The sequence below is a fragment of the Parachlamydia sp. genome, assembly GCF_050255895.1.
GTDB lineage: Bacteria > Chlamydiota > Chlamydiia > Chlamydiales > Parachlamydiaceae > Parachlamydia > Parachlamydia acanthamoebae.
The window spans coordinates 24,013-43,374 of record NZ_JBFWIR010000021.1; the positions used below are offsets into that span (position 1 = coordinate 24,013).

A 19,362-nucleotide genomic window follows, 5' to 3' on the forward strand; every position below is an offset into this window, starting at 1 on the left:
CTTAAGCTTTGTGATGTTTGTTTAAATAATCTAAAAACCCTTCGCAAGAGTCTTCTAAAATATCCAAGACTGTTTCAAAATCTCCACCTCCCCGATAATAGGGATCTGGCACTTCTTCATTTGGATAGCATTTACTATAAACAGTCATGAGATGAATTTTTGCTTTGTGTTCAGGTGATTTAGCATGTTGATAGAGTACATGCAAAATTTCCTGATCTGCAACAAAAATGTAATCGAATTGATCAAAAAATTCACGCTTGAATAGTTGAGCGCGAGTGGAGAGCACAACCCCTCGATTTTTTGCAGAATCACGCATTCTGTCATCCGGTAAACGCCCAATGTGCCAATCCCCCACACCACAACTTTCGATATGAAACTGCTCCTCTTTTCCTTGCTTTTTCACAAGATGACGCAGAATCCCCTCAGCCGCGGGCGAGCGACAAATATTTCCTAAACAGACATAGAGCACTGAAATCATAAGTGAAGAATCCTTCGATTATTGAGCATCAGCTGCGCAACGAAAACCATACGTTCCATTTACAGTGCCTGGATTATTACGATGACGACGTGAACATCTCAGATCTTCTTTTAAACTTTTCCAGCATCCTCCCCTTAAAACACGGTAAACACCTTGTAAGGGACCTTTTGGATTCTCTGGCTCTTGAACCGAAATTTCATAATAGTTGTAGCCATACCAATCATGACACCACTCATAAACATTTCCAGCCATGTCATAAAGCCCATAACCATTGGGAGCATAGCTCATTACACCCGTTGTATCTGCGCTAAAAAAATTGGCCTGCGTTTTCTCAATATCATCTCCGGTAGGAAATAAATAATTGTCTACTCCACCATATGCAGCAACTTCCCACTCAGCCTCTGTCGGAAGTCTCTTTCCGACCCATTTTGCGTAAGCTAGGGCCCCATACCAAGTTACTCCCACGACAGGATGTTTGTTGTAGCCAAATTCAATATGAACTTTTCCACCACTCCGCTTAATGCGGGAATCACGTAAACGGATGATATCGTGATGATTATTATCTTTTTCGCCTCCCATTGCCTCCAAAAAGCGCGTAAACTGCTCATTTGTGACAGGATGGATATCAATAGCAAAACTGTCAACCGTGACTTGGTGACGCGGCATCTCATCTCGATTTCCACTAGCACTTCCACGCGCAAATACACCGCCTGGAATACCCACCATATCTGTTAGTAAGGGTTGAACATTTTTAACCTCTTTTTTCTCAGGCAAATACTGCTTAACTGTTGTGTCAAGCTGAAAAATAATCCCTGGATCCAAATCCGTTTCAGGACGCTCAAGTTGAGTCACATTAAGAATAGGACGTAAGGTTTTGGGTAAAACTTCTTCTACAAATTCTTCTCGAAGCTCTTCTACAACTTGTTGTTCAACGACTTCTTCTATTTCCACACATTCTTGCGATTTTGGCAAATGCAGCTCTTCTTTTTCTGTCGTTAGAGGCTCTACAGGCTCTACAAGCCCAATAGAAGGATCAAATTCGACTTTTTTCTGCTGCTTTCGGCCGCTCTTGCAACTTTCAAGTAAATTCAGCAAGCTTGATGGGCGTTTCTCCGGATTAACTTGCAGACATTCACTAACAAGAGTATCCCAATCGTACTGATAACCGGGCTGCAAAGTTGACGGCATTTCAAAAAAGCCCTCCGGGTAGCAACCACAGATTAAAAAGTAGGACATAACACCAAATGCATATACATCCGCTTTTGCATCGCCGATTTTGCATTCGTCTAATTGTTTTTGTTCAGGAGCTAAAAAGGAATAATTCTGCAAAAAGGAGGCATGCAAAGGGGTGAGTTTTTTAATATCAAGAGGAGGAACAGGATAGCCTTCTTGTGCTATACCTCCGATAGATGCAATCCCTAATGCTTCAGCCAATACTTTATAGCTACGCGCTAAAATGGCGCCTGAACCAATAATTTTTGACAAGCCAAAATCAGATAAGTGGATATTGACCCCAGCTTTTCCTTTGCTGATCAAGATATTATTCAATTTCAATCCACGGTGCACCATGCAGGCACTGACCCCTTTGCGGCTGTGTGCATAATCGAGCGCATCTGCAATTTGACTTAAAATATGATAAATTTCTTCTTCTTTAATTTGTTTATTGCGAGCCCGAATATATTGGGCAAGATTGGTCGTTTCCCCATGTTCATCTACAACACAATCTGTAACAAGAAAATGATGCCCTTGGGCAAAAGAAATATTGTGTACTTTAACAATATTTTCGTGTTCTAGAGTAGCTAGAAGCCCGACTTCTTCTTCGAAGCGCTGCACAAATGAACGTTCTTGAGACAACTCCTCAGGCAATACTTTTAAAGCGAACTGCCGTTTCATAAAGCGATGCTCAGCAAGATAGACAAAGCCTAAGGCACCTTGTCCAATGCTTTTAATAATTTTATAGTCCCCGAGGATTTTTGTATCAGTCATTATGATTCCAACTTTTGAGCCGTTTTCGAAATTCATCAATTACCTTGCTTTGCGTATACCACTCACTCGCTTTATCTAGAAATCTGTTTCCGAGTTCGACTTGTCCCGTTGCTAAAATGTGCTGCATGTAAAAGGCAATATCCATTCGGGGGATGATCATATTTATATCGATTATTTTATTCAAGTACCTGTCTAGCATTTGCGGAAGTTCACTTTCTGGAGTGAAAAGCAAAAGCATTTTGTAAATGGTATGATCTTGGGGATAAGCCTCTGTGGCTAATCGCAATTGTTCTAAAATTTGTTTACGCTGAATCTTATGCTCTTCTGTCGTTCTCGCGCGTTCAAAAAGCTTAATGTGCAGCAAAGCTTTGGTTTTATAAGCCATGAAATGGGAAGGATCAGCACAATAAGAACTCAAGAAAACACAAAAAAAACGTTCGAAATTTCCTTGATTGGCATAAGCTGCCGCAACTAAATAACCCAGATGGTGGTAGTCAGGATGTTGCGTTAAAATGGGCTCATATTTTTCCAAAATTTTAACTGCAATTTTTTGGGGAGTTTCTTGCAAATTGAGGTAATCAGATAGAGCCTGTTCATAAACGACCTTTTCATCTACATGCATTTCTGTCAACATTGCCTGGACAGGTCTCAACTCAACTCCGTCAAGAAATACTTTAAAAGCTTTCTCTGCTTCTTGATCCTTCCAATAAGCAATCGCCAAATCTCTTAAAATATCGAGTCTTTTTTCTGAAGAACTTTTTTCAAGAAGATCTTGATATAGCAAAATGGCTTTTTTATAATTTTTTTCACAAATTGCTGATTCTATGTCACTTTGACTAAAACCTTTTTCAAAAAAGCACATACAAGAAAATGCACATAAAACTACAGGTAAACGAAAACGATGCATAATTTGACCCTAGAATGTTCATTATAAATGAATTAAACTAAAAAGATTTTTAACTACCATTTGGCTAATCTCCGAGTTTTTTCTTTACCGGTTTCGGAAGCTTATGATAAACTCAAGTCTTTTTCAAACTTTATTAACAGTGTATGAGATCAAAAGTTGCTTGCAACAGCTAAGATACTGCTGTTACCTCTTTGATCTGCGCAGCTTAGGACAACATGGATAAACGCACACTCCTTTTAGTTTTTTCATTTACACTTATTCTTTTGTTTGTAAACCAGTATTTTCAGCAGCAAAATGATGAATCTGTTCGAATCTGGCATCAACAACAAACAGCAAAAAAACAAGAAAAAGTGGCTAATTTAGAAGCCTTGCTTCAAAAACATCAAAATTCAACGGCCGAATTGCCTGTTGTTTCGTTCTTTCATGACGCAAATCAAAAAGAATTTTTGAGCCATGGTTTGCTCTATGATCAATCGATTTTAGCTCTAGCTTGGAATGCAGATTCCGCTCCTGCTGAAATTTATGCAAGTTCAACCACATCTGAAATCCCTAAAAAGTTTCATCTGACATTTAGACAAGATGGCGAAGAAGGCTTGCTTGTTTATCAAGAAACGAATGAACATCCTTTAGCCATTCCTCGTTTGCCTGAATTTGGAACCTATGATTTGCAACTCGTCTCACCACTAGCGACACAGAGCACACCTCCTTATCTAGTGCAATTAGGCAATTACACAGATGGGCATTTTTCATTGCCACGTGAAGAGCTAACAAAGCTCAAGCAGCAGCTAGATGCACATTACCAGTCGACACCATCACCGATGAGCACAGCAATCGTCTTATTTAAGAAAGACGACAAAACCTATCCAATCGCACTCTATCGTAAAAATATTCCGGGACTCATTTATCTAAGCGATGTTTCTGGTTTGCCTACACAAATCGTTTCCCCACAGCAACAATCGCAGCAACAGACAACTCAAGAAGAATTATTCTATGTCTTAGAAACACCCTACCAGCAATTAGTTTTCTCCAATTATGGTGGTGCCCTAGCCGAGATTAACCTACCCCTGCAAAGTAAACAAAACCCTCAAAGCGTTGTCAAAGAAATCGAATTTGATCGCGAGATGGTCGCCCATCATCCGAACAATGCACATTTCCCGGCACACCCTTATTTTACACCTGCTGAAGGAAAAGATCCGCAAAATTTCCAATACCATACACAAGGTCAATTGGGTGGATTTTATCCATTACTAAGAAGAGATGTACTTCCTTCCGAAAACCAAAAGGCCACCCGCGTAGCCCCTGTCTACTACGCTTTTAACCTGATTTCCGAATATCCAGAAATCTCAAATTTGGTCTATACCGTTAAGCATTTTGACAGCAAAAGCATTGTATTCGAGGCAAATCAAAATTTCCGCCGTATAACAAAAACTTATACACTTGAGGAAAATGAAAAAAATGCCCCTTATGTGTTCAACGCAACCATCAAAATTGAGGGCGATAGTCGCGGATTATGGGTGGGCTCTGGAGTCCCTGAAGTTGAGATTATCTCAGGATCGCCAGCGCCAGCTTTAAAATACCGTATTACACGAAAAGGCAAATCTGAAGTTGTTTCTATTTCGCCTCCGAGTGATGCAATCACGGTGACCTCCATCTTTCCAGACTGGATTTGTAATTCAAATGGATTTTTGGGAACCATTTTGGATCCTCTAACCGAAATTGATCCGGGCTTGCGTGTCGATCATGTTTCAGGAGTTGAAGTTCCTTCTCGTTTAACCATTCTTGGACAGAAAACAGATCGATTTAAAGCACAGGACCTTCCTGGATATGTGACCTTGCTCCCTCTAAAAAGTAGCGGCGGAACAGCCACTTTCCGTATGTTTGCAGGTCCTTTTGCAAGCAATGTCTTGAAAACTGTCGATGCCACTTTTTCTAATCCTGAGACAGGCTATAATCCTGACTATATCGCTTGTCAAAGCTTCCATGGATGGTTTTCCTTTATTTCAGAACCTTTTGCCAAGTTTTTATTTATCTTGATGCAATTTTTCCATTCTGTCACTGGTTCATGGGCCTTTTCTATCATCTTGCTCACGGTTGCTTTACGTGTCATGCTTTATCCATTAAATGCGTGGTCAACGAAGTCTATGCTACGGATGCAGCAGATTGCCCCAGAAGTGAAGGCGATTCAGGAACGTCACAAAAAAGATCCTAAAAAAGCGCAACTTGAGATCATGAATCTTTATAAAGAGCGTGGAGTGAATCCTGTGTCAGGATGCCTTCCCCTCTTGATTCAAATGCCCTTTTTGATTGGGATGTTCGATTTGCTCAAGTCTACCTTTGAATTGAGAGGCGCCTCTTTTATTCCTGGATGGATTGACAACTTGACAGCACCGGACGTTCTCTTTAGCTGGCAAACGCCCCTTCCCTTTATTGGAAATCAATTCCATTTGCTCCCTATTCTTCTCGGAGTGGTCATGTGGTTGCAGCAAAGATTCATGTCTGCAGCTCCAAAAGATGCAAATCAGATGACTGAGCAAGAAAGACAACAAAGAGTGATGGGAAATATGATGGCAGTCGTCTTTACGGTGATGTTCTATCAATTTCCTTCCGGACTAAATATTTATTGGTTATCTTCCATGTTACTGGGAATGCTCCAACAATGGTGGATGGGTAAAAAAATGAAAAAAGAGACGGCCAAAATTTTAGCCGCTCCGGCAAAGGGAAAAGAAACCAAAAAATAATCTTGTGGCTGGGTTTTGGGGAAAATAACCCCAAAGCCCAGACCAGATTTTACGGTTTTGGATGGACACAGCGGACAAAAATGACAAGTTAAAATTTTCAAGCTAGGGCCCAAAATTCACCCTGGAGAAATAAAAAAAAACTTTATTCTTGCCTCTTATTATACCATTGCACTAGTTTTAGATTAGTAGTGACGATAATATTTTTGAAAATTTTCATAGTTTGTTTGACATGCGTGCGTGGGATGAATTTCTAACACTTCAAGAAGCTGAAATAGGGGTCGAAACAGTCCATAAATGGCTGCGCTCACTCAAAATTGTCCGTTACGACGCTTGTAACCTCTACCTGCAAGCCAAAGATTATTTTCAAGTTATTTGGTTTGAAGAGCATATGCGTCAAAAAGCAAGCTCACGCCTGTTTAATAACAACAATAAACGCATCAAGATTCACATTGCTGCGGCTTCTGAGCGACCGAAAGCTTCAAAAGGAAAGAAAGAAAAAGAACGAGAGGGTCAAGCCGAAACGGCGCCACCAAAATTTCACCTCAGTTTTGACCAGGTCGATCCTTACTGTACATTTGATCAATTTGTCATTTCAGAAAGTAACCTTCTAGCTCATAAACTGCTTTGCAAAATCACAGGCTTTGATTCTGTTTCTAAAACGTTCATTCCTCCCACTTCTGATTTAGCAGCTTTTAATCCAATCTATCTCTATGGAAAAGAAGGGACAGGTAAAACACATTTATTAATGGCAACTGCTGATGCCTTAAGAAAGCAAGGATTATCCGCGATCTATACACGCGCTGAAACATTTACAGAACACGTCGTTGGCGCTATTCGCGCAGGCGAAATGAGTACTTTCCGACAAGCCTATCGAAATATAGATGTTCTCTTGATCGATGACGTCCATGTTTTCTCTCGAAAAGGAGCCACTCAAGAAGAGTTATTCCATACTTTTAATACCCTTCACCTTTCTGGAAAACAAATTGTGCTTAGTTCACATTGCTTGCCGGGAGACTTACAACTCATAGAGCCACGCCTTGTCAGTCGCTTTGAATGGGGAATTGTCCTCCCTCTTGAATCCCTAAACATCCAGGAAAAGCAGGAAATGCTTTCACGCAAAGCACGCGCATTTAACTATCTACTCAATCCTAAAGTTTCCCAATACCTACTTGAAACATTTACAAGTAGCACTAAAGCACTAGTCAAAGCTTTAGAAGCATTGATTCTACGTTCCCATCTCAATTTAAAAGGAACCAGCATCACAACAAATCCTAATCCCTCAATTATGCAAGTCAAACAGTATTTGGCTGATTTAATAAAAGAAGAAGAACAAACCGCTCTTACACCTCATAAGATTGTGCAAGCTGTCGCTGAATTTTATGGCATCCGCACTGAAGATATTTTGGGCAAAGCACAAAGTCGCGATTGTGCTCTTCCACGCCAAATCGCCATGTACTTATGCCGTAATCAACTCAAAATCCCCTATATGAAAATTGGAGACCTTTTCACTCGCGATCACTCCACGGTTATGTCTAGCGTCAAACTGATTCATAAAGGAATCGAACAAGACAAACCAGATTTGTCTGGATCGGTTTCCGCGATTCTCAAAAAACTTAAAGTTTAAGGACCCCAATGACTTCCCAAACGACTGATTACAGGATTGTGGGAGGGCTTAATATTGAAAGCAAGCGAGCACAAAAGCTCGCAGAATGGGGAAATAAAGAAATCGAACTGGCTGAACGAGAAATGCCGGGCTTAATGGCTTTACGCAAAGAATACACCTCTTCACAACCTCTTGAAGGAGCTCGCATAGCCGGTTGCCTCCACATGACCATTGAAACCGCTGTTTTAATTAAAACGCTCCGCACACTTGGTGCACAGGTTAGATGGTCTTCATGCAATATTTTTTCTACAGAAGATCATGCCGCAGCAGCCGTTGCCCAAGCTGGAGTGCCTGTTTTTGCCTGGAAAGGAATGACAGAAGAAGAATATCTTTGGTGTATCTCTAAAACGCTTTTTTTTGGCGATAAACCTCTCAATATGATCATTGATGATGGAGGCGACTTAACCGATTATGTCCACGATAGAACACCTGAATTGCTCCCCTCCATTAAAGGACTCTCGGAAGAAACAACGACCGGCGTGCGTAAACTGCAAAAACGTCTTTTAGATAAAACATTGGGTATGCCTGCCATCAATGTGAATGATTCAGTCACTAAATCTAAGTTTGATAATTTATATGGATGCAGAGAATCCTTAATTGATGGCATCAAACGCGCAACCGATGTAATGATTGCCGGAAAAACGGTGGTCATTGCAGGCTACGGAGATGTTGGAAAAGGATGTGCAAAATCCATGGCAGCCTTTGGTGCCCGCGTTGTGATTTGTGAAGTTGATCCCATCTGTGCCTATCAAGCTGCAATGGAAGGCTTTCGGGTCCTTACGATGGAAGAAGTAGCTCCCGCTGGAGACATCTTTATCACAGCCACAGGCTGTTGCAATGTCATCACAGGACAACACATGGAGCAGATGAAGCATCAAGCCATCATCTGTAACATTGGACATTTTGATATTGAAATTGACGTCGCCTGGCTAGAAAACAATCCAAACATTCGAAAAGATGAAATTAAACCGCAAGTTTCCCGTTACACATGGGACTCCACAGGAAAAAGCTTGATTTTACTCGCAGAAGGCAGGCTCGTTAACCTAGGATGTGCAACAGGCCATCCCTCTTTTGTGATGTCTAACTCCTTTTCAAATCAAGTACTTGCGCAAATTGAGTTATGGAATTCAGACTATCCAATCGGTATTTACTGCCTCCCAAAAATTTTAGATGAAAAAGTTGCCCGATTGCACCTCGATCAACTCGGAGTCCATCTCACAAATCTCACTCCTCAGCAGGCTAACTATCTCGGAATCAATCTTAAAGGACCATTCAAGCCTGAGCTCTATCGCTACTGATAAACCAATAAAATTATTTGTTTTATTTTTGCTAAGAACATCGTGGAAATCAAGCAAAAAAACTCAGCCATTTCGCATGTTTTGACGCATAAGCAGAAATTTTCATTGTAGAAATGATCACTTCTATACCTATTCTTGAGAGAGAAAAAAACTTTTTCTTAAGAAGCTAACCGTCAACTTTTTATTTTTTTTCATTTTGTATGAATTTTCTGCTTTGGGAAAAAATGACTCTTTGCTATAGTTACATTTTATTGCTACGGAGTATAGCGCAGTTTGGCTAGCGCGGCTGCTTTGGGAGCAGTAGGTCGGGGGTTCAAATCCCTCTACTCCGATCTTTACGAGCCTTTTTTAAGGCTCGTTTTTTTTATCTATCCACTTCTTAACATTGGAAATATTCAATGCACGGAATCATATCCTTGGGGTGGTTTTATTGGGATCCCTCTAGAGAAATCTTTCGTCTTCCGATTGTTGACCGACCACTTGGCTGGTATGGAGCTTGTTTCGTTTTAGGCTTTATCCTGGGCTACTTCATTATTCTCCCTATTTTTAAGCGTAAACTTCTCGAAACAAGAAATTTGTTAGAAAGAGATATTCAAGACTGGCCTCTCTTAGTAAAAGATTTCAAAGTTGCACAAAATAGTCCTGATCCTTGGATCCGTTCTTTGCACCTCAAACTTAGTCCTGAAGCAAAAAAACAACTCTCTCAACTGCAGTTTATGCAAGAGCCTGATTCCTCTCTTAAAGCCACTCTCTTGCAAACCCTAAATGAACTAAAAGGGTCACGTTCAAGAATAGATTTAGAAACCTTATTCCCTCAAACGATCATTCCCCTTAAACAACTTTGTGTCTCATTAGCCGATCGAATCACTTGGTTTGTGACTGTGGGCACATTAGTGGGAGCTAGATTGGGCGAAATCTTTTTTTATGATTGGCCCCACTACCGAGAGCATCCGCTCGATATGATCAAAATTTGGGAAGGAGGATTGGCAAGCCATGGAGGAGTCATCGGCATTTTAATCGCCATTTTTCTTTTTCATCGTTCCATCAAAAAAAATTTCCCTGAATTCTCCATCTTGACCATTCTCGACTGTCTATGCATTCCCGCCTCATTAGGCGCTTTTTGGATCCGGATAGGAAACTTCTTTAACCAGGAAATTATTGGCACGTATACAACAGTCTCTTGGGCTGTCGTTTTTGGTCATCCAGTCTATGGACAACCTGGCATCCCTCGCCATCCCGTACAACTGTATGAAGCATTTTCCTATTTAGCGATCTTTACCATTTTATATTGTTTATGGAGATTTGAAGGCAAAAAAATGAGAGAAGGGGCTTTAGTTGGAATCTTTTTCGCCCTCACTTTTTCCGCTCGTTTTTTCCTCGAGTTTTTTAAACTCCCCATGAGCCATATGTTGGATGAATCCTTTTTACAAACAGGACAATATTTAAGCATCCCTTTTGTTATACTCGGTTTGATTTTGATCTTTTATTCTTGTCGGAATCGAAAACAATTACAAATGTCTTAATAGAGCCAGTTGTCATTTTTGTTGTTTTTTAATTTTTTGTTCGTTATATTTTGACATTTTGGTCCTTTTAGTATTGGAGTTTAAAACATGTCAAAATCAAAGTTAATATTTGACCATAACGACGAAGAAGTCGAACTTGAAAATGGCTCCGCGATCGCCGAAGCATGCGAAGAAGCCGGCGTCCCTTTTGCTTGCACAGAAGGTGTATGTGGAACTTGTGTTATTGTGGTAAAAGAAGGTAAAGAAAATCTTACCGATCCTACACAAGAAGAAAAAGATTTTCTAGGTGAAGGAACAGTCGATGAAAGACTTGCCTGCCAATGCAAAATCAAAGGTGGATGTGTCCGTATTTCGTTCTAAATCTTAAATTCATAAAACTTAAGGATCAATCATGTCAGAGTCAAAAGAAACAACAGAAAAAGTCGTGATTCATAAAAACATGACGATTAAAGACATTCTCTCTCTTTTCCCTCATAAGGCTCAACGTCTTTCACAAGAAATCACCAATGCGGGTTTAAATTGTGTTGGATGCCATGCAGCTGTTTGGGAAACACTAGAAGCCGGAATGCTCAGTCACCGCATGAATGAAGCAGACATTGAACGTTTAGTCCAAAGATTAAATGCCCTTCTCGAAGAAGAAGAATCCGATGCAACATCGATCACGCTAACGCCTCGCGCAGCGGAAAAATACAAAAGCATTCTCGCAGAAGAAGGTAAAGAAGGGTGGGGAATTCGCTTTGCTGAAAAATTTGGCGGCTGCAACGGATTTGAGTACATTCTTGATTATTCAGAAAAAGCTCTTCCAGCCGATCGTGTCTTTGTTTCCTGTGGAGTTGAAATCCACGTAGACGATTACATCGCTGATCACTTATTAGGTTCTCTCATTGATTACGTCGATGGATTACATAGTTCAGGCTTTAAAGTTTCAAATCCACACGTTAAATCTTCCTGTGGATGTGGCCATTCCCACGGCTACTAATCATTCTTGGGCAGTACAAGTGACTGCCCTTTAATTTTTATTCGAACAACCAAATAGGGCGGCTTACGCAAATCTTTTCCGTTGTTAAAAGCAGGAAGTCGATTCCATTGCCCCAAAGTCACATATAAATAATCTTTTGTTAAAAACAAATCATCAGGCCATCCAAAACGTTCATCATGAGCGACAAGTTCGTATTGTCCATCGGGTTTTCTTTTGACGATAGACTGTTGTTCGTAAGCTCCAAAATAGATGTTATTTTCATCATCGATTGCTATTCCATCCGTAGCAGGTCTTTCCCCTTCATCTTTTACTGCCGCAGCTAATTCTTCTTCGGTTGCTTCCATGTTAGCTAAGATATCCGTTGGAATACTGTATAAACGTCGTCCAACCAACGTTGTCCAATAAAGTGTTTTTCCATCTTTGCGAAGGGCAATTCCATCTGCCCCTCCTACAGGAAACGTCGGATTCTTTGGATCATAAACGTGGGGAATCCCCTCCAGAAAAGCCATATACCCTTTTTCATTTTGCGTCGAAATATGATTTCCTAACACGCCACGGCTCTTTCCGCTTGCGATATCAACAACAACTAAATCAGGGGATGTTCCAAAGGAAGAATTGGCAATGTAAACCATTCCCTCTTTTCCGTGCGTTAAATCCACACGTAAGTCATTTAGATGACTATCAGATTTCATAGCCGGTGATGTAATGATTTTTTTTGCAAAAATTTCACCCGTTTTTAAATCGATTCCCACCACTTTTGGGGCTCCCGGTTGGATCGGTTGGCCTGCAATTTTTCCATCATCAAGCACCCATAATCTCCCCAAAGAATCTAAAGTCATCCCATGCGGTGAAACAAAATGATTTTCTGGTAAAGCATTCGAAGGCAGTGCCCACTCGGCATTGGGGAAAGGAATCAGTTTTCCATCCCGGTACTCAGCTAAGGTTGGCCCAACATGCGCTTCAGCATGTTGGGGAAATCCTAAAAAGATGCGCTCATCTGCAGTAACCACAATCCCCGAAAAATCAGGCTTGGTGATTTCTGCGATAACTTCAATCTCTCCAAAAAGAGGTAATGCTTGTACGGTTGTAAGCATGACAATTCCCATCAACAAAATAATCCATTTTGCCATTCTTTCATCCCTTCATTTAAAATGCCGAAAGAACTACGCCCCCATCCACTCGTAAAGCCGCCCCATTTGTGGCCGAAGAAAGGGGACTTGCCACGTAGGTGATGAGATTAGCGACTTCATCACTATGTGCAAAATGTTGTAGAAGAGAAGTGGGTCTCACTTCTCTGAAAAAAAACTGAATCGCTTCTTCACGAGAAATATGTCTTTCTTTGGCGATTTCGTCGACACTTCTTTTGTTTCCTTCCGATTCTGTCGGACCAGGCAAAATAGCATTAACAGTTACACCAGTACCTTTTGTCAGTTCAGCTAGACCTCGACTAATTGCTAATAAGGCCGTTTTAGTCATCCCGTAATGAATCATGTCTTTTGGAATTTGAATGGCAGATTCGCTGGAAAGAAAAATAATTCGTCCCCAATTGTTTTTAAGCATTTGAGGAAAGTAATGGCGTGACAAACGCACTCCACTTAATACATTCACTTCATAATATTTGAACCAATCCTCATCCGTAATTTCAGCAAATGGCTTGGGACCATAAATACCTACATTATTGATCAAAATGTCGACTGATGGGACTTCTTCAATCAAATGATTGACTTCGTCAATTTTGGAAAAATCAGCAATAACACCCTGTACTTTTGCATGAGGCACTGCTTTTTTAAGAGATTCCACAGTTTTATCTACGTGCTCTTTGGTTCTTCCATTAACATAAACAAAAGCCCCTTCCTGCAAAAGTTGCTGCGCAGACGCTAAACCAATTCCACCAGTAGCTCCGGTGATTAAAGCCTTCTTATTTTTCAGTTGAAAATCCACAATCACTCACTCTCTATCATCTAGATTTTAATCTTCCACTTCTTCCTCACTAGGAAATAAAGGAGGTAATTCTTTCCATTCACCATAATCAGAACTCATAAATTTTCTTTTGCTCCGCCAATTCTTCCAAACAGACCCAGTTTCTGTATCCACAAGAAAAACTTCAGTGCCCCATTCAGGATTATAAACCGTGCTTATTTGATATCGCCCCGGTTGAGAACGCTGCTTTTCCTGTGCACATAAGCCAGTCGCAGTAGTGCAAAGAGTCAAAAAGAAAAACACTTTTTTAAACATATATCCTCCGTAGAAATCATAATCCTTACGAAAGTTATACTAAAAAGTTCTCAAAAGTCAATAAATCTAAATTTCCTCACCAACTTGTCCATTCACTCTTTAGAATCGGGATTAATTAAATTTAGACCCGTTTTTGGATCAGGATCCTTATATAAAGATGCGGGTTCAACCGTTATAAACATTTCTACCGTTGGAAATGTGTAGGCTTCAATCAAATGACCACCCTCTACTTTACCATCGGGATATCCAACAGCAAAATGTGCATGTACAATGGGCTTTCCATTTTGTAGTGCGATGTCTCCAATCAATGAAATAAGCTCTACTTGCTCGTTGATGTAATGGAGCTTATACATTTTTTTGACAACGTCATACCAGCCTGTCGTCGCTTTCTTCAGCGCTCCAATCGCTGTAAAATGGGCGGATTTCACTTGATGCTTATTAGCAAAATCTGCAATCCCCGTCAAAACTTCATCATCTTCAGCAAAAATCAGCACATAGTTTTTTACGCCATTTGAATCACTGAGCAGCTTGACTTTAACTCCTTGAGCTTGGCCATGTGGAACCGCTTTTGAAACCTCCATATAGTCCTCCGCTGCAAAAATTTGTAGGGTAAATAACGAACAGATTAACAGGCATATCGCTCTTTTCATTCTGTCACCTCATGCAATAAATGCATTTCGATCGGTTTTACAAGTAAAGGATCTGTCTGCGTTTTAAACGCAGACAGATGTGGACTCTTCAGATGTTTATCTAAAGCCTCTTTGCTTTCCCAATTTTCATAAAAAAAGAAAATGTTTGGGTCTTCATGACTTTGATAAAGATCATAATTCTTGCAACCCGCTTCTTCTAAGGTTGGAACTCGCACTGAAATCAAAACCTTTTTTAATTCGGCGACTTTACCAGATTTCGCTGTTATTTTTGCAATGACAGTTAACATGCCATCCTCCCTAAAATGGGTCGTTATAATCACTGATCCGAATCAGCTTTTTGTTGACAAACTCAAAGATCCCAACTTCAGATAGCTCCCGTCCATAACCTGACTTTTTCGTTCCTCCAAAAGGAAGATCAGGCTCTGTCCACGTGGGGTGATTGATAAAGACCATCCCACTATCAATTTGCTTAGCTACTTTTTCAGCTCTTTCTAGATTATCACTAAAAACAGAGGCACCTAAGCCAAAAACCGTATCGTTAGCTAAATGGATGGCTTCTTCTTCTGTTTTGACGCGGAAGATGGTGGCAACAGGCCCAAAAAGCTCTTCGCTATAAGCTGGCATCCCAGGCTTAACATCAACCAGAACCGTAGGGGTTACAAATGCACCCTTGATATCTGGTCGCTTTCCACCCACCAACGCTTTAGCACCTTTTTTAATTGTTTCGTCTATCTGCTTCTGCAACAGAACTGCAGCACCTTCACTCGACAGAGGCCCAAGGGTTGTCTTGTCTTTAGAAGGATCTCCCGGTTTTAATTTGGCTAATTTCTCACTAAATTTTTTAATAAATTCATCTGCAATAGAATCCATCAAAATATACCGTTTAGCAGCGATACAGCATTGGCCTGTGTTATTCATCTTCGCCCAAATCGCAGAATCTAACGTTTTTTCAATATTGGCATCATCCAAAACGATGAAAGGATCATTCCCCCCTAATTCGAGCACTGATTTTTTTAAGGATTTTCCAGCAGTTTCAGCTACATGCGCTCCAGCCCCCTCACTTCCTGTTAATGAAACTCCCGCTATTTTGGGATTTTCAATTACTTGAGCAACAGCTTTGGATGAAATTAAAAGATTTGTATAGACACCCTCTGGAGCTCCACCCTCTTTGAAAAGTCTTTCTAAAGCGATTCCACATTGTGGAACATTTGAAGCATGTTTGATGAGAACTGTATTCCCAGCCATGATATTAGGTGCCGCAATACGTGCCACTTGATAAAAAGGAAAATTCCATGGCTCGATACCAAAAACAACCCCGATCGGATCAAAAACAACATAGGCTTCACCAGTCTCTACATCTACTTTTTGCCGTTTTAAAAATTTTTCCGCATTGTCCGCATAGTAATCCAAAATATTCGCGCTGAGATCCACTTCTGCTCTTGCATCACTGATCAATTTTCCCATTTCAAGCGTAATGATTTGGGCAAGCTCTTCTTTTTGGCTACGCATTTTTGCGGCTGCTTCATGCAGAACTTTCGAACGCGTTGAGAAAGGCGTTTTTTTCCAGCTTTTAAAAGCTTCATGCGCTTTTGTGACAGCTTTTTCTATTTCTTGAGGTGTCATTTCTTTAAATGTTTTTATAACCTCGTTATTGAAAGGATTAACTGTTTGAATGGCCATATCTAACTCCAAATAAGTTATTAGGAAGAAAAGAAAGCGCACGACAGGCGATTTTCTTAATTATATAAACTTACTATTGTGTGTAGCTCATGTAAATTATTTTTTAAATAATATTTCTCTTTTTTAGGGATTTAGAATCCTTAGATAAATAAAGTCATTAACTTATGAATATTCAAGTCTAATTTTAAGAAATGGCTTTCGATTTGGGGTATGGAATGGAAGTAAGATCCCCTAAAAAGATATGAGAAGAAATGATTGGTCAGGAATTCGTTCAATTTCCTGACTGGGGTGTGTCGTCAATTAAGCCATATCACAGAAGCTGCTAAATAAATGGCAAATAAAAAGTTTCGAACAGTTTTATCATAACGAGTAACGATCCCTCGATATTGTTTTAACTTGGCAAAAAAATTCTCAATAAGATGCCTAGACTTATAGAGATGTTTATCATAATCTCTCGATTCTTTAGCATTATTCTTTGATGGAATTACGATGCCTTTACAAGCTTTCCTCAATGGAAGAATTACTCTGTCTTCGACGTCAAATGCTTTATCAGCAATAACAATTTCAGCCTGGATTTTAGGTAGTAGTAGTAGATCAGCCCCATCTAGATCATGAGATTGTCCTGGAGTTAAAGCAAACTGGTCGGATTACCTAAAGCATCTGTTGTAGCATGAATTTTGGTGCTTAACCCTCCTTTGCTCTTTCCTGTGGCTTGGTCTTCGCGTTGCTTTTTTTATTGCACTGGCGTTGATACGCTCGTACAATTGTAGAATCGATCATCCCGTATTCATTATCAGCATCAGCGGCTAAATATTTGAATATTTTTCCCAAACACCGCTCTTAGCCCCACCTGCTCCATCTTCGGTGGATATTTTTCCAATCCCCCAAATCTCTCTGACAAGTCTCTCTAGGGTATACCTGCTCGATACGGTAGAGCCCAGCTTCAACAAACAATCGATTATCTTTAGCAGTATACCCAATATAACCCTCACGCCCAGGCAACAGATCTTTGATCTGTTGCCATTGATCATCTCTCAATGCATATCGCTTCATAAACAACTCCTTGGAATCGTTTAGTTTATTCGATATCTACATGATTTAATCAATCACTTAATTGATGACACGCTCTAATAAAAAATAAGAAAATCTTATTCTAAATGAAGCAATTCTTGTGCTTTTTGATTCAAAAGATCCCAGATTTCTTGGAAATTAACAATTTTATGTCGTGCAATGAGGCTGATGATTTTATTTTCAAACCTGGAAAATTCAGGAAATTTATCTCTAAATATTTGTTGTGCAATGATTCCTTTTAAATTATCATGAAAAGAAAATCTTTTTTGAATAATCAGATTCATTTTTTGTGCTTCTTCAAAAAGAGCTCGCGTATTAACCAATCTTCCAATTTTAATTGCTCGTTTTTTAATTTTTTCTTCAGAATAATTATTAATATTTACAGTTTTAAAAATTTGATCTAAGTATTTTTTAAATTCTTTTTCTTCCGGATCTAATTCATATTGCGTAATACGACGATAATGCATGAAGAACATTTGCTTAAATGTTCTCATCTCGTAAAACGGAAGCTTATTAAAAGACACGGCTTCTGTGAAAGATTGATCGCCCGTACACCCTATCATCATGTGACTATTAACCATTAGTGCATGTACATCTTTTTGTGGCACGGGAAAGAGATTAATCAGGCGTAAAAATTTTCCTTGTTCTGCAAGCTTTTTTTTGACAGAGACCAATTTATTTCCTTCTTTGGAAATAAATTCAACCCCCGCAATGCCTTGCTCTTTCAAAAATTGATAGTCAATTTCTGAATCCAAAGGATCGAGATAAGAACAAATATCAATATTTTTACTTTGATTAAATTGAGAGAAAGTTGCCGAATAAAGAAATAAACGCATGATTTTTTTATTTGTATGGATATATGAAAAAAACAATTCATTTTCATAAAAATATTTTTCAACATCACCTTCAGAAAGAGCTGTTCTCTCAAAAAGACAACTTTTTAGAATATCATCCTTTAAATTTATCAAAGAGCTATTGGAAGGCATATCCTTAATAAAAATTCCATCGTAGTAATAGTCTAATCCCATTCCAATTCGGCGACTTCCATATTCGTTTACAAAAACATACCTTTTTTCTGACTTCATTTCATCTTTTGCATTAGAAATCTCTCTAGAATGAAAGATATCAACTTCCCAAGGAATTTCCAAAATGAACAAAGATTTTTTTATTCTCTCTATCACGTCTTTTTGACAGGATTCACCTGACTTTACCACACAACAATCAAATTTTGTAGGTAAAGAGATTCCTTCTAATTGCTTGTCCGAACAAAATACGGGGATCATTAACACCTGCTGATTAGGAAAACTTTTTTTTATTGCCTCAGAGGTGGAAAGAGCATGATAGTAATCTCCAACCCCATCCGTTAAAACTTGGGTCATCACAACAATTTCTTTGTCTAGAGGGAGTGGATGTTTTTGATATAATTGCGAATAAAAATTTTTAAAAATAACATGTGCAAAATTGTAAACCAATAAACTTGCTTCTTCCGTTGGCAAGCCATACTCGTTTGTATTTGTTTTTAAATAAGCCGTTTTAATAATTTTGTTTTTTGCCCAATCATCCATTTCAATTGGCGGAGGACTACTTAATAAACTAATGTGATTTGACATGAAAAGAACCTATTTAATTTTAAAAAAACTTAAGGTTATAATTTCAAATATTTAAATTCAATTTATTTCATACAACACAATTTTAGTTCACTAATTTGATTAAACGATAAATTACTGAATTTCTAAATCTTGCACATGCAAAATCACTCTTTTAGGGCCTTGTAGGATAAGTCTCGCTTTCGCTCGTCTTACCCCAAAATTATCTTTACTTCTCTTAAGTCATGATCCCTTTTGGCATCCCTTGTTTTGTCATTTCATTCAGTATGCATGCCTTTAGTTTCAACTCAAATTCTTGATTTCCAATGCTTTTACTAAATAGCTTCGCCCCCAAATATTCCTTTTAGTCGTGAAAATGCTGTTTCCACTAGCGATCTTTTGTGATATCCGACTAATTTCTTCCATAGCTTTATGGCCACCTCACCATTTCCTAATCCTATAATCTGACAGATAGCATCATTCCTAGCCCTTTGCCATGGCTTTTCCTTTTCGTTAAACATTGCTCCTTCTCTTGCGGAACTATCAATTTCTGCCCTTTTTCGTAAGC

Annotated in this window: 16 protein-coding genes, 1 tRNA gene and 2 pseudogenes; 7 read left to right on the forward strand and 12 right to left on the reverse strand. The window is 39.3% G+C overall.

All coding sequences use genetic code 11. From position 1 onward, the window contains the following. Window position 1: 1 nt before the first annotated feature. From AB7E63_RS05135 to AB7E63_RS05145, 3 genes are read right to left on the reverse strand one after another with little or no spacing between them, the layout of a single operon-like run. Window positions 2-478: a low molecular weight protein-tyrosine-phosphatase gene (locus AB7E63_RS05135; protein ID WP_013924847.1), complete on the reverse strand. Its 477-nt coding sequence runs from the start codon at window positions 476-478 to the stop codon at window positions 2-4. An 18-nt stretch (window positions 479-496) separates the two neighbouring features. Beyond that, window positions 497-2,464, reverse strand: a complete 1,968-nt coding sequence (locus tag AB7E63_RS05140) for a bifunctional serine/threonine-protein kinase/formylglycine-generating enzyme family protein (RefSeq protein WP_006340942.1) — start codon at window positions 2,462-2,464, stop codon at window positions 497-499. Then, window positions 2,457-3,371 (reverse strand): tetratricopeptide repeat protein, encoded by a 915-nt coding sequence (locus tag AB7E63_RS05145; RefSeq protein WP_036746105.1) that lies wholly within the window; start codon window positions 3,369-3,371, stop codon window positions 2,457-2,459. The genes AB7E63_RS05140 and AB7E63_RS05145 overlap by 8 nt, the downstream gene beginning before the upstream one ends. A 215-nt stretch (window positions 3,372-3,586) precedes the next feature. Here AB7E63_RS05145 and yidC point away from each other — a divergent pair, with 215 nt between their 5' ends. The 7 genes from yidC (at window position 3,587) to AB7E63_RS05180 (ending at window position 11,572) form a co-directional block, all read left to right on the forward strand. Continuing rightward, the gene (gene yidC, locus AB7E63_RS05150) at window positions 3,587-6,109 is read left to right on the forward strand and encodes a membrane protein insertase YidC (protein WP_006340944.1); all 2,523 of its coding nucleotides are present in this window, start codon (window positions 3,587-3,589) and stop codon (window positions 6,107-6,109) included. Window positions 6,110-6,338: 229 nt separating this feature from the next. After that, window positions 6,339-7,733, forward strand: a complete 1,395-nt coding sequence (locus tag AB7E63_RS05155; RefSeq protein ID WP_006340945.1) for a DnaA ATPase domain-containing protein — start codon at window positions 6,339-6,341, stop codon at window positions 7,731-7,733. Between the two features lie 8 nt (window positions 7,734-7,741). After that, window positions 7,742-9,070, forward strand: a complete 1,329-nt coding sequence (ahcY, locus tag AB7E63_RS05160; RefSeq protein WP_006340946.1) for an adenosylhomocysteinase — start codon at window positions 7,742-7,744, stop codon at window positions 9,068-9,070. Between the two features lie 257 nt (window positions 9,071-9,327). After that, window positions 9,328-9,402: transfer RNA gene (locus tag AB7E63_RS05165), tRNA-Pro, on the forward strand. A 66-nt stretch (window positions 9,403-9,468) separates the two neighbouring features. Further along, complete coding sequence (lgt, locus tag AB7E63_RS05170; protein ID WP_428418894.1) at window positions 9,469-10,593, forward strand: prolipoprotein diacylglyceryl transferase; 1,125 nt, start codon at window positions 9,469-9,471, stop codon at window positions 10,591-10,593. 87 nt (window positions 10,594-10,680) lie between these two features. Continuing rightward, the gene (locus AB7E63_RS05175) at window positions 10,681-10,953 is read left to right on the forward strand and encodes a 2Fe-2S iron-sulfur cluster-binding protein (protein WP_006340949.1); all 273 of its coding nucleotides are present in this window, start codon (window positions 10,681-10,683) and stop codon (window positions 10,951-10,953) included. Between the two features lie 31 nt (window positions 10,954-10,984). Then, window positions 10,985-11,572, forward strand: coding sequence for an iron-sulfur cluster assembly accessory protein (locus AB7E63_RS05180; protein WP_006340950.1), 588 nt, complete (start codon window positions 10,985-10,987; stop codon window positions 11,570-11,572). On the opposite strand, the gene AB7E63_RS05185 is transcribed toward AB7E63_RS05180, so the two are convergent. From AB7E63_RS05185 to AB7E63_RS05225, 9 genes and pseudogenes are all read right to left on the reverse strand, one after another. Next, window positions 11,569-12,702 (reverse strand): L-dopachrome tautomerase-related protein, encoded by a 1,134-nt coding sequence (locus AB7E63_RS05185; RefSeq protein ID WP_006340951.1) that lies wholly within the window; start codon window positions 12,700-12,702, stop codon window positions 11,569-11,571. The genes AB7E63_RS05180 and AB7E63_RS05185 overlap by 4 nt on opposite strands. Window positions 12,703-12,718: 16 nt before the next feature. After that, complete coding sequence (locus AB7E63_RS05190) at window positions 12,719-13,513, reverse strand: SDR family NAD(P)-dependent oxidoreductase (RefSeq protein WP_173362540.1); 795 nt, start codon at window positions 13,511-13,513, stop codon at window positions 12,719-12,721. A 27-nt stretch (window positions 13,514-13,540) separates the two neighbouring features. Then, entirely contained in the window at window positions 13,541-13,807 is a 267-nt protein-coding gene (locus tag AB7E63_RS05195) for a hypothetical protein (protein WP_006340953.1), read from the reverse strand. Between the two features lie 92 nt (window positions 13,808-13,899). Then, entirely contained in the window at window positions 13,900-14,457 is a 558-nt protein-coding gene (locus tag AB7E63_RS05200; RefSeq protein WP_013924840.1) for a PPC domain-containing DNA-binding protein, read from the reverse strand. Next, on the reverse strand, window positions 14,454-14,744 hold the full coding sequence (locus AB7E63_RS05205) for a putative quinol monooxygenase (protein ID WP_006340955.1): 291 nt from the start codon (window positions 14,742-14,744) through the stop codon (window positions 14,454-14,456). The genes AB7E63_RS05200 and AB7E63_RS05205 overlap by 4 nt, the downstream gene beginning before the upstream one ends. A 10-nt stretch (window positions 14,745-14,754) precedes the next feature. Further along, entirely contained in the window at window positions 14,755-16,137 is a 1,383-nt protein-coding gene (locus AB7E63_RS05210) for an NAD-dependent succinate-semialdehyde dehydrogenase (protein ID WP_006340956.1), read from the reverse strand. A 296-nt stretch (window positions 16,138-16,433) separates the two neighbouring features. After that, window positions 16,434-17,190 (reverse strand): annotated as a pseudogene (locus tag AB7E63_RS05215) (IS5 family transposase). Window positions 17,191-17,285: 95 nt separating this feature from the next. Then, window positions 17,286-18,818: a hypothetical protein gene (locus AB7E63_RS05220; protein ID WP_036746109.1), complete on the reverse strand. Its 1,533-nt coding sequence runs from the start codon at window positions 18,816-18,818 to the stop codon at window positions 17,286-17,288. Between the two features lie 311 nt (window positions 18,819-19,129). Next, window positions 19,130-19,362: pseudogene (locus tag AB7E63_RS05225) on the reverse strand (hypothetical protein); the annotation flags it as partial.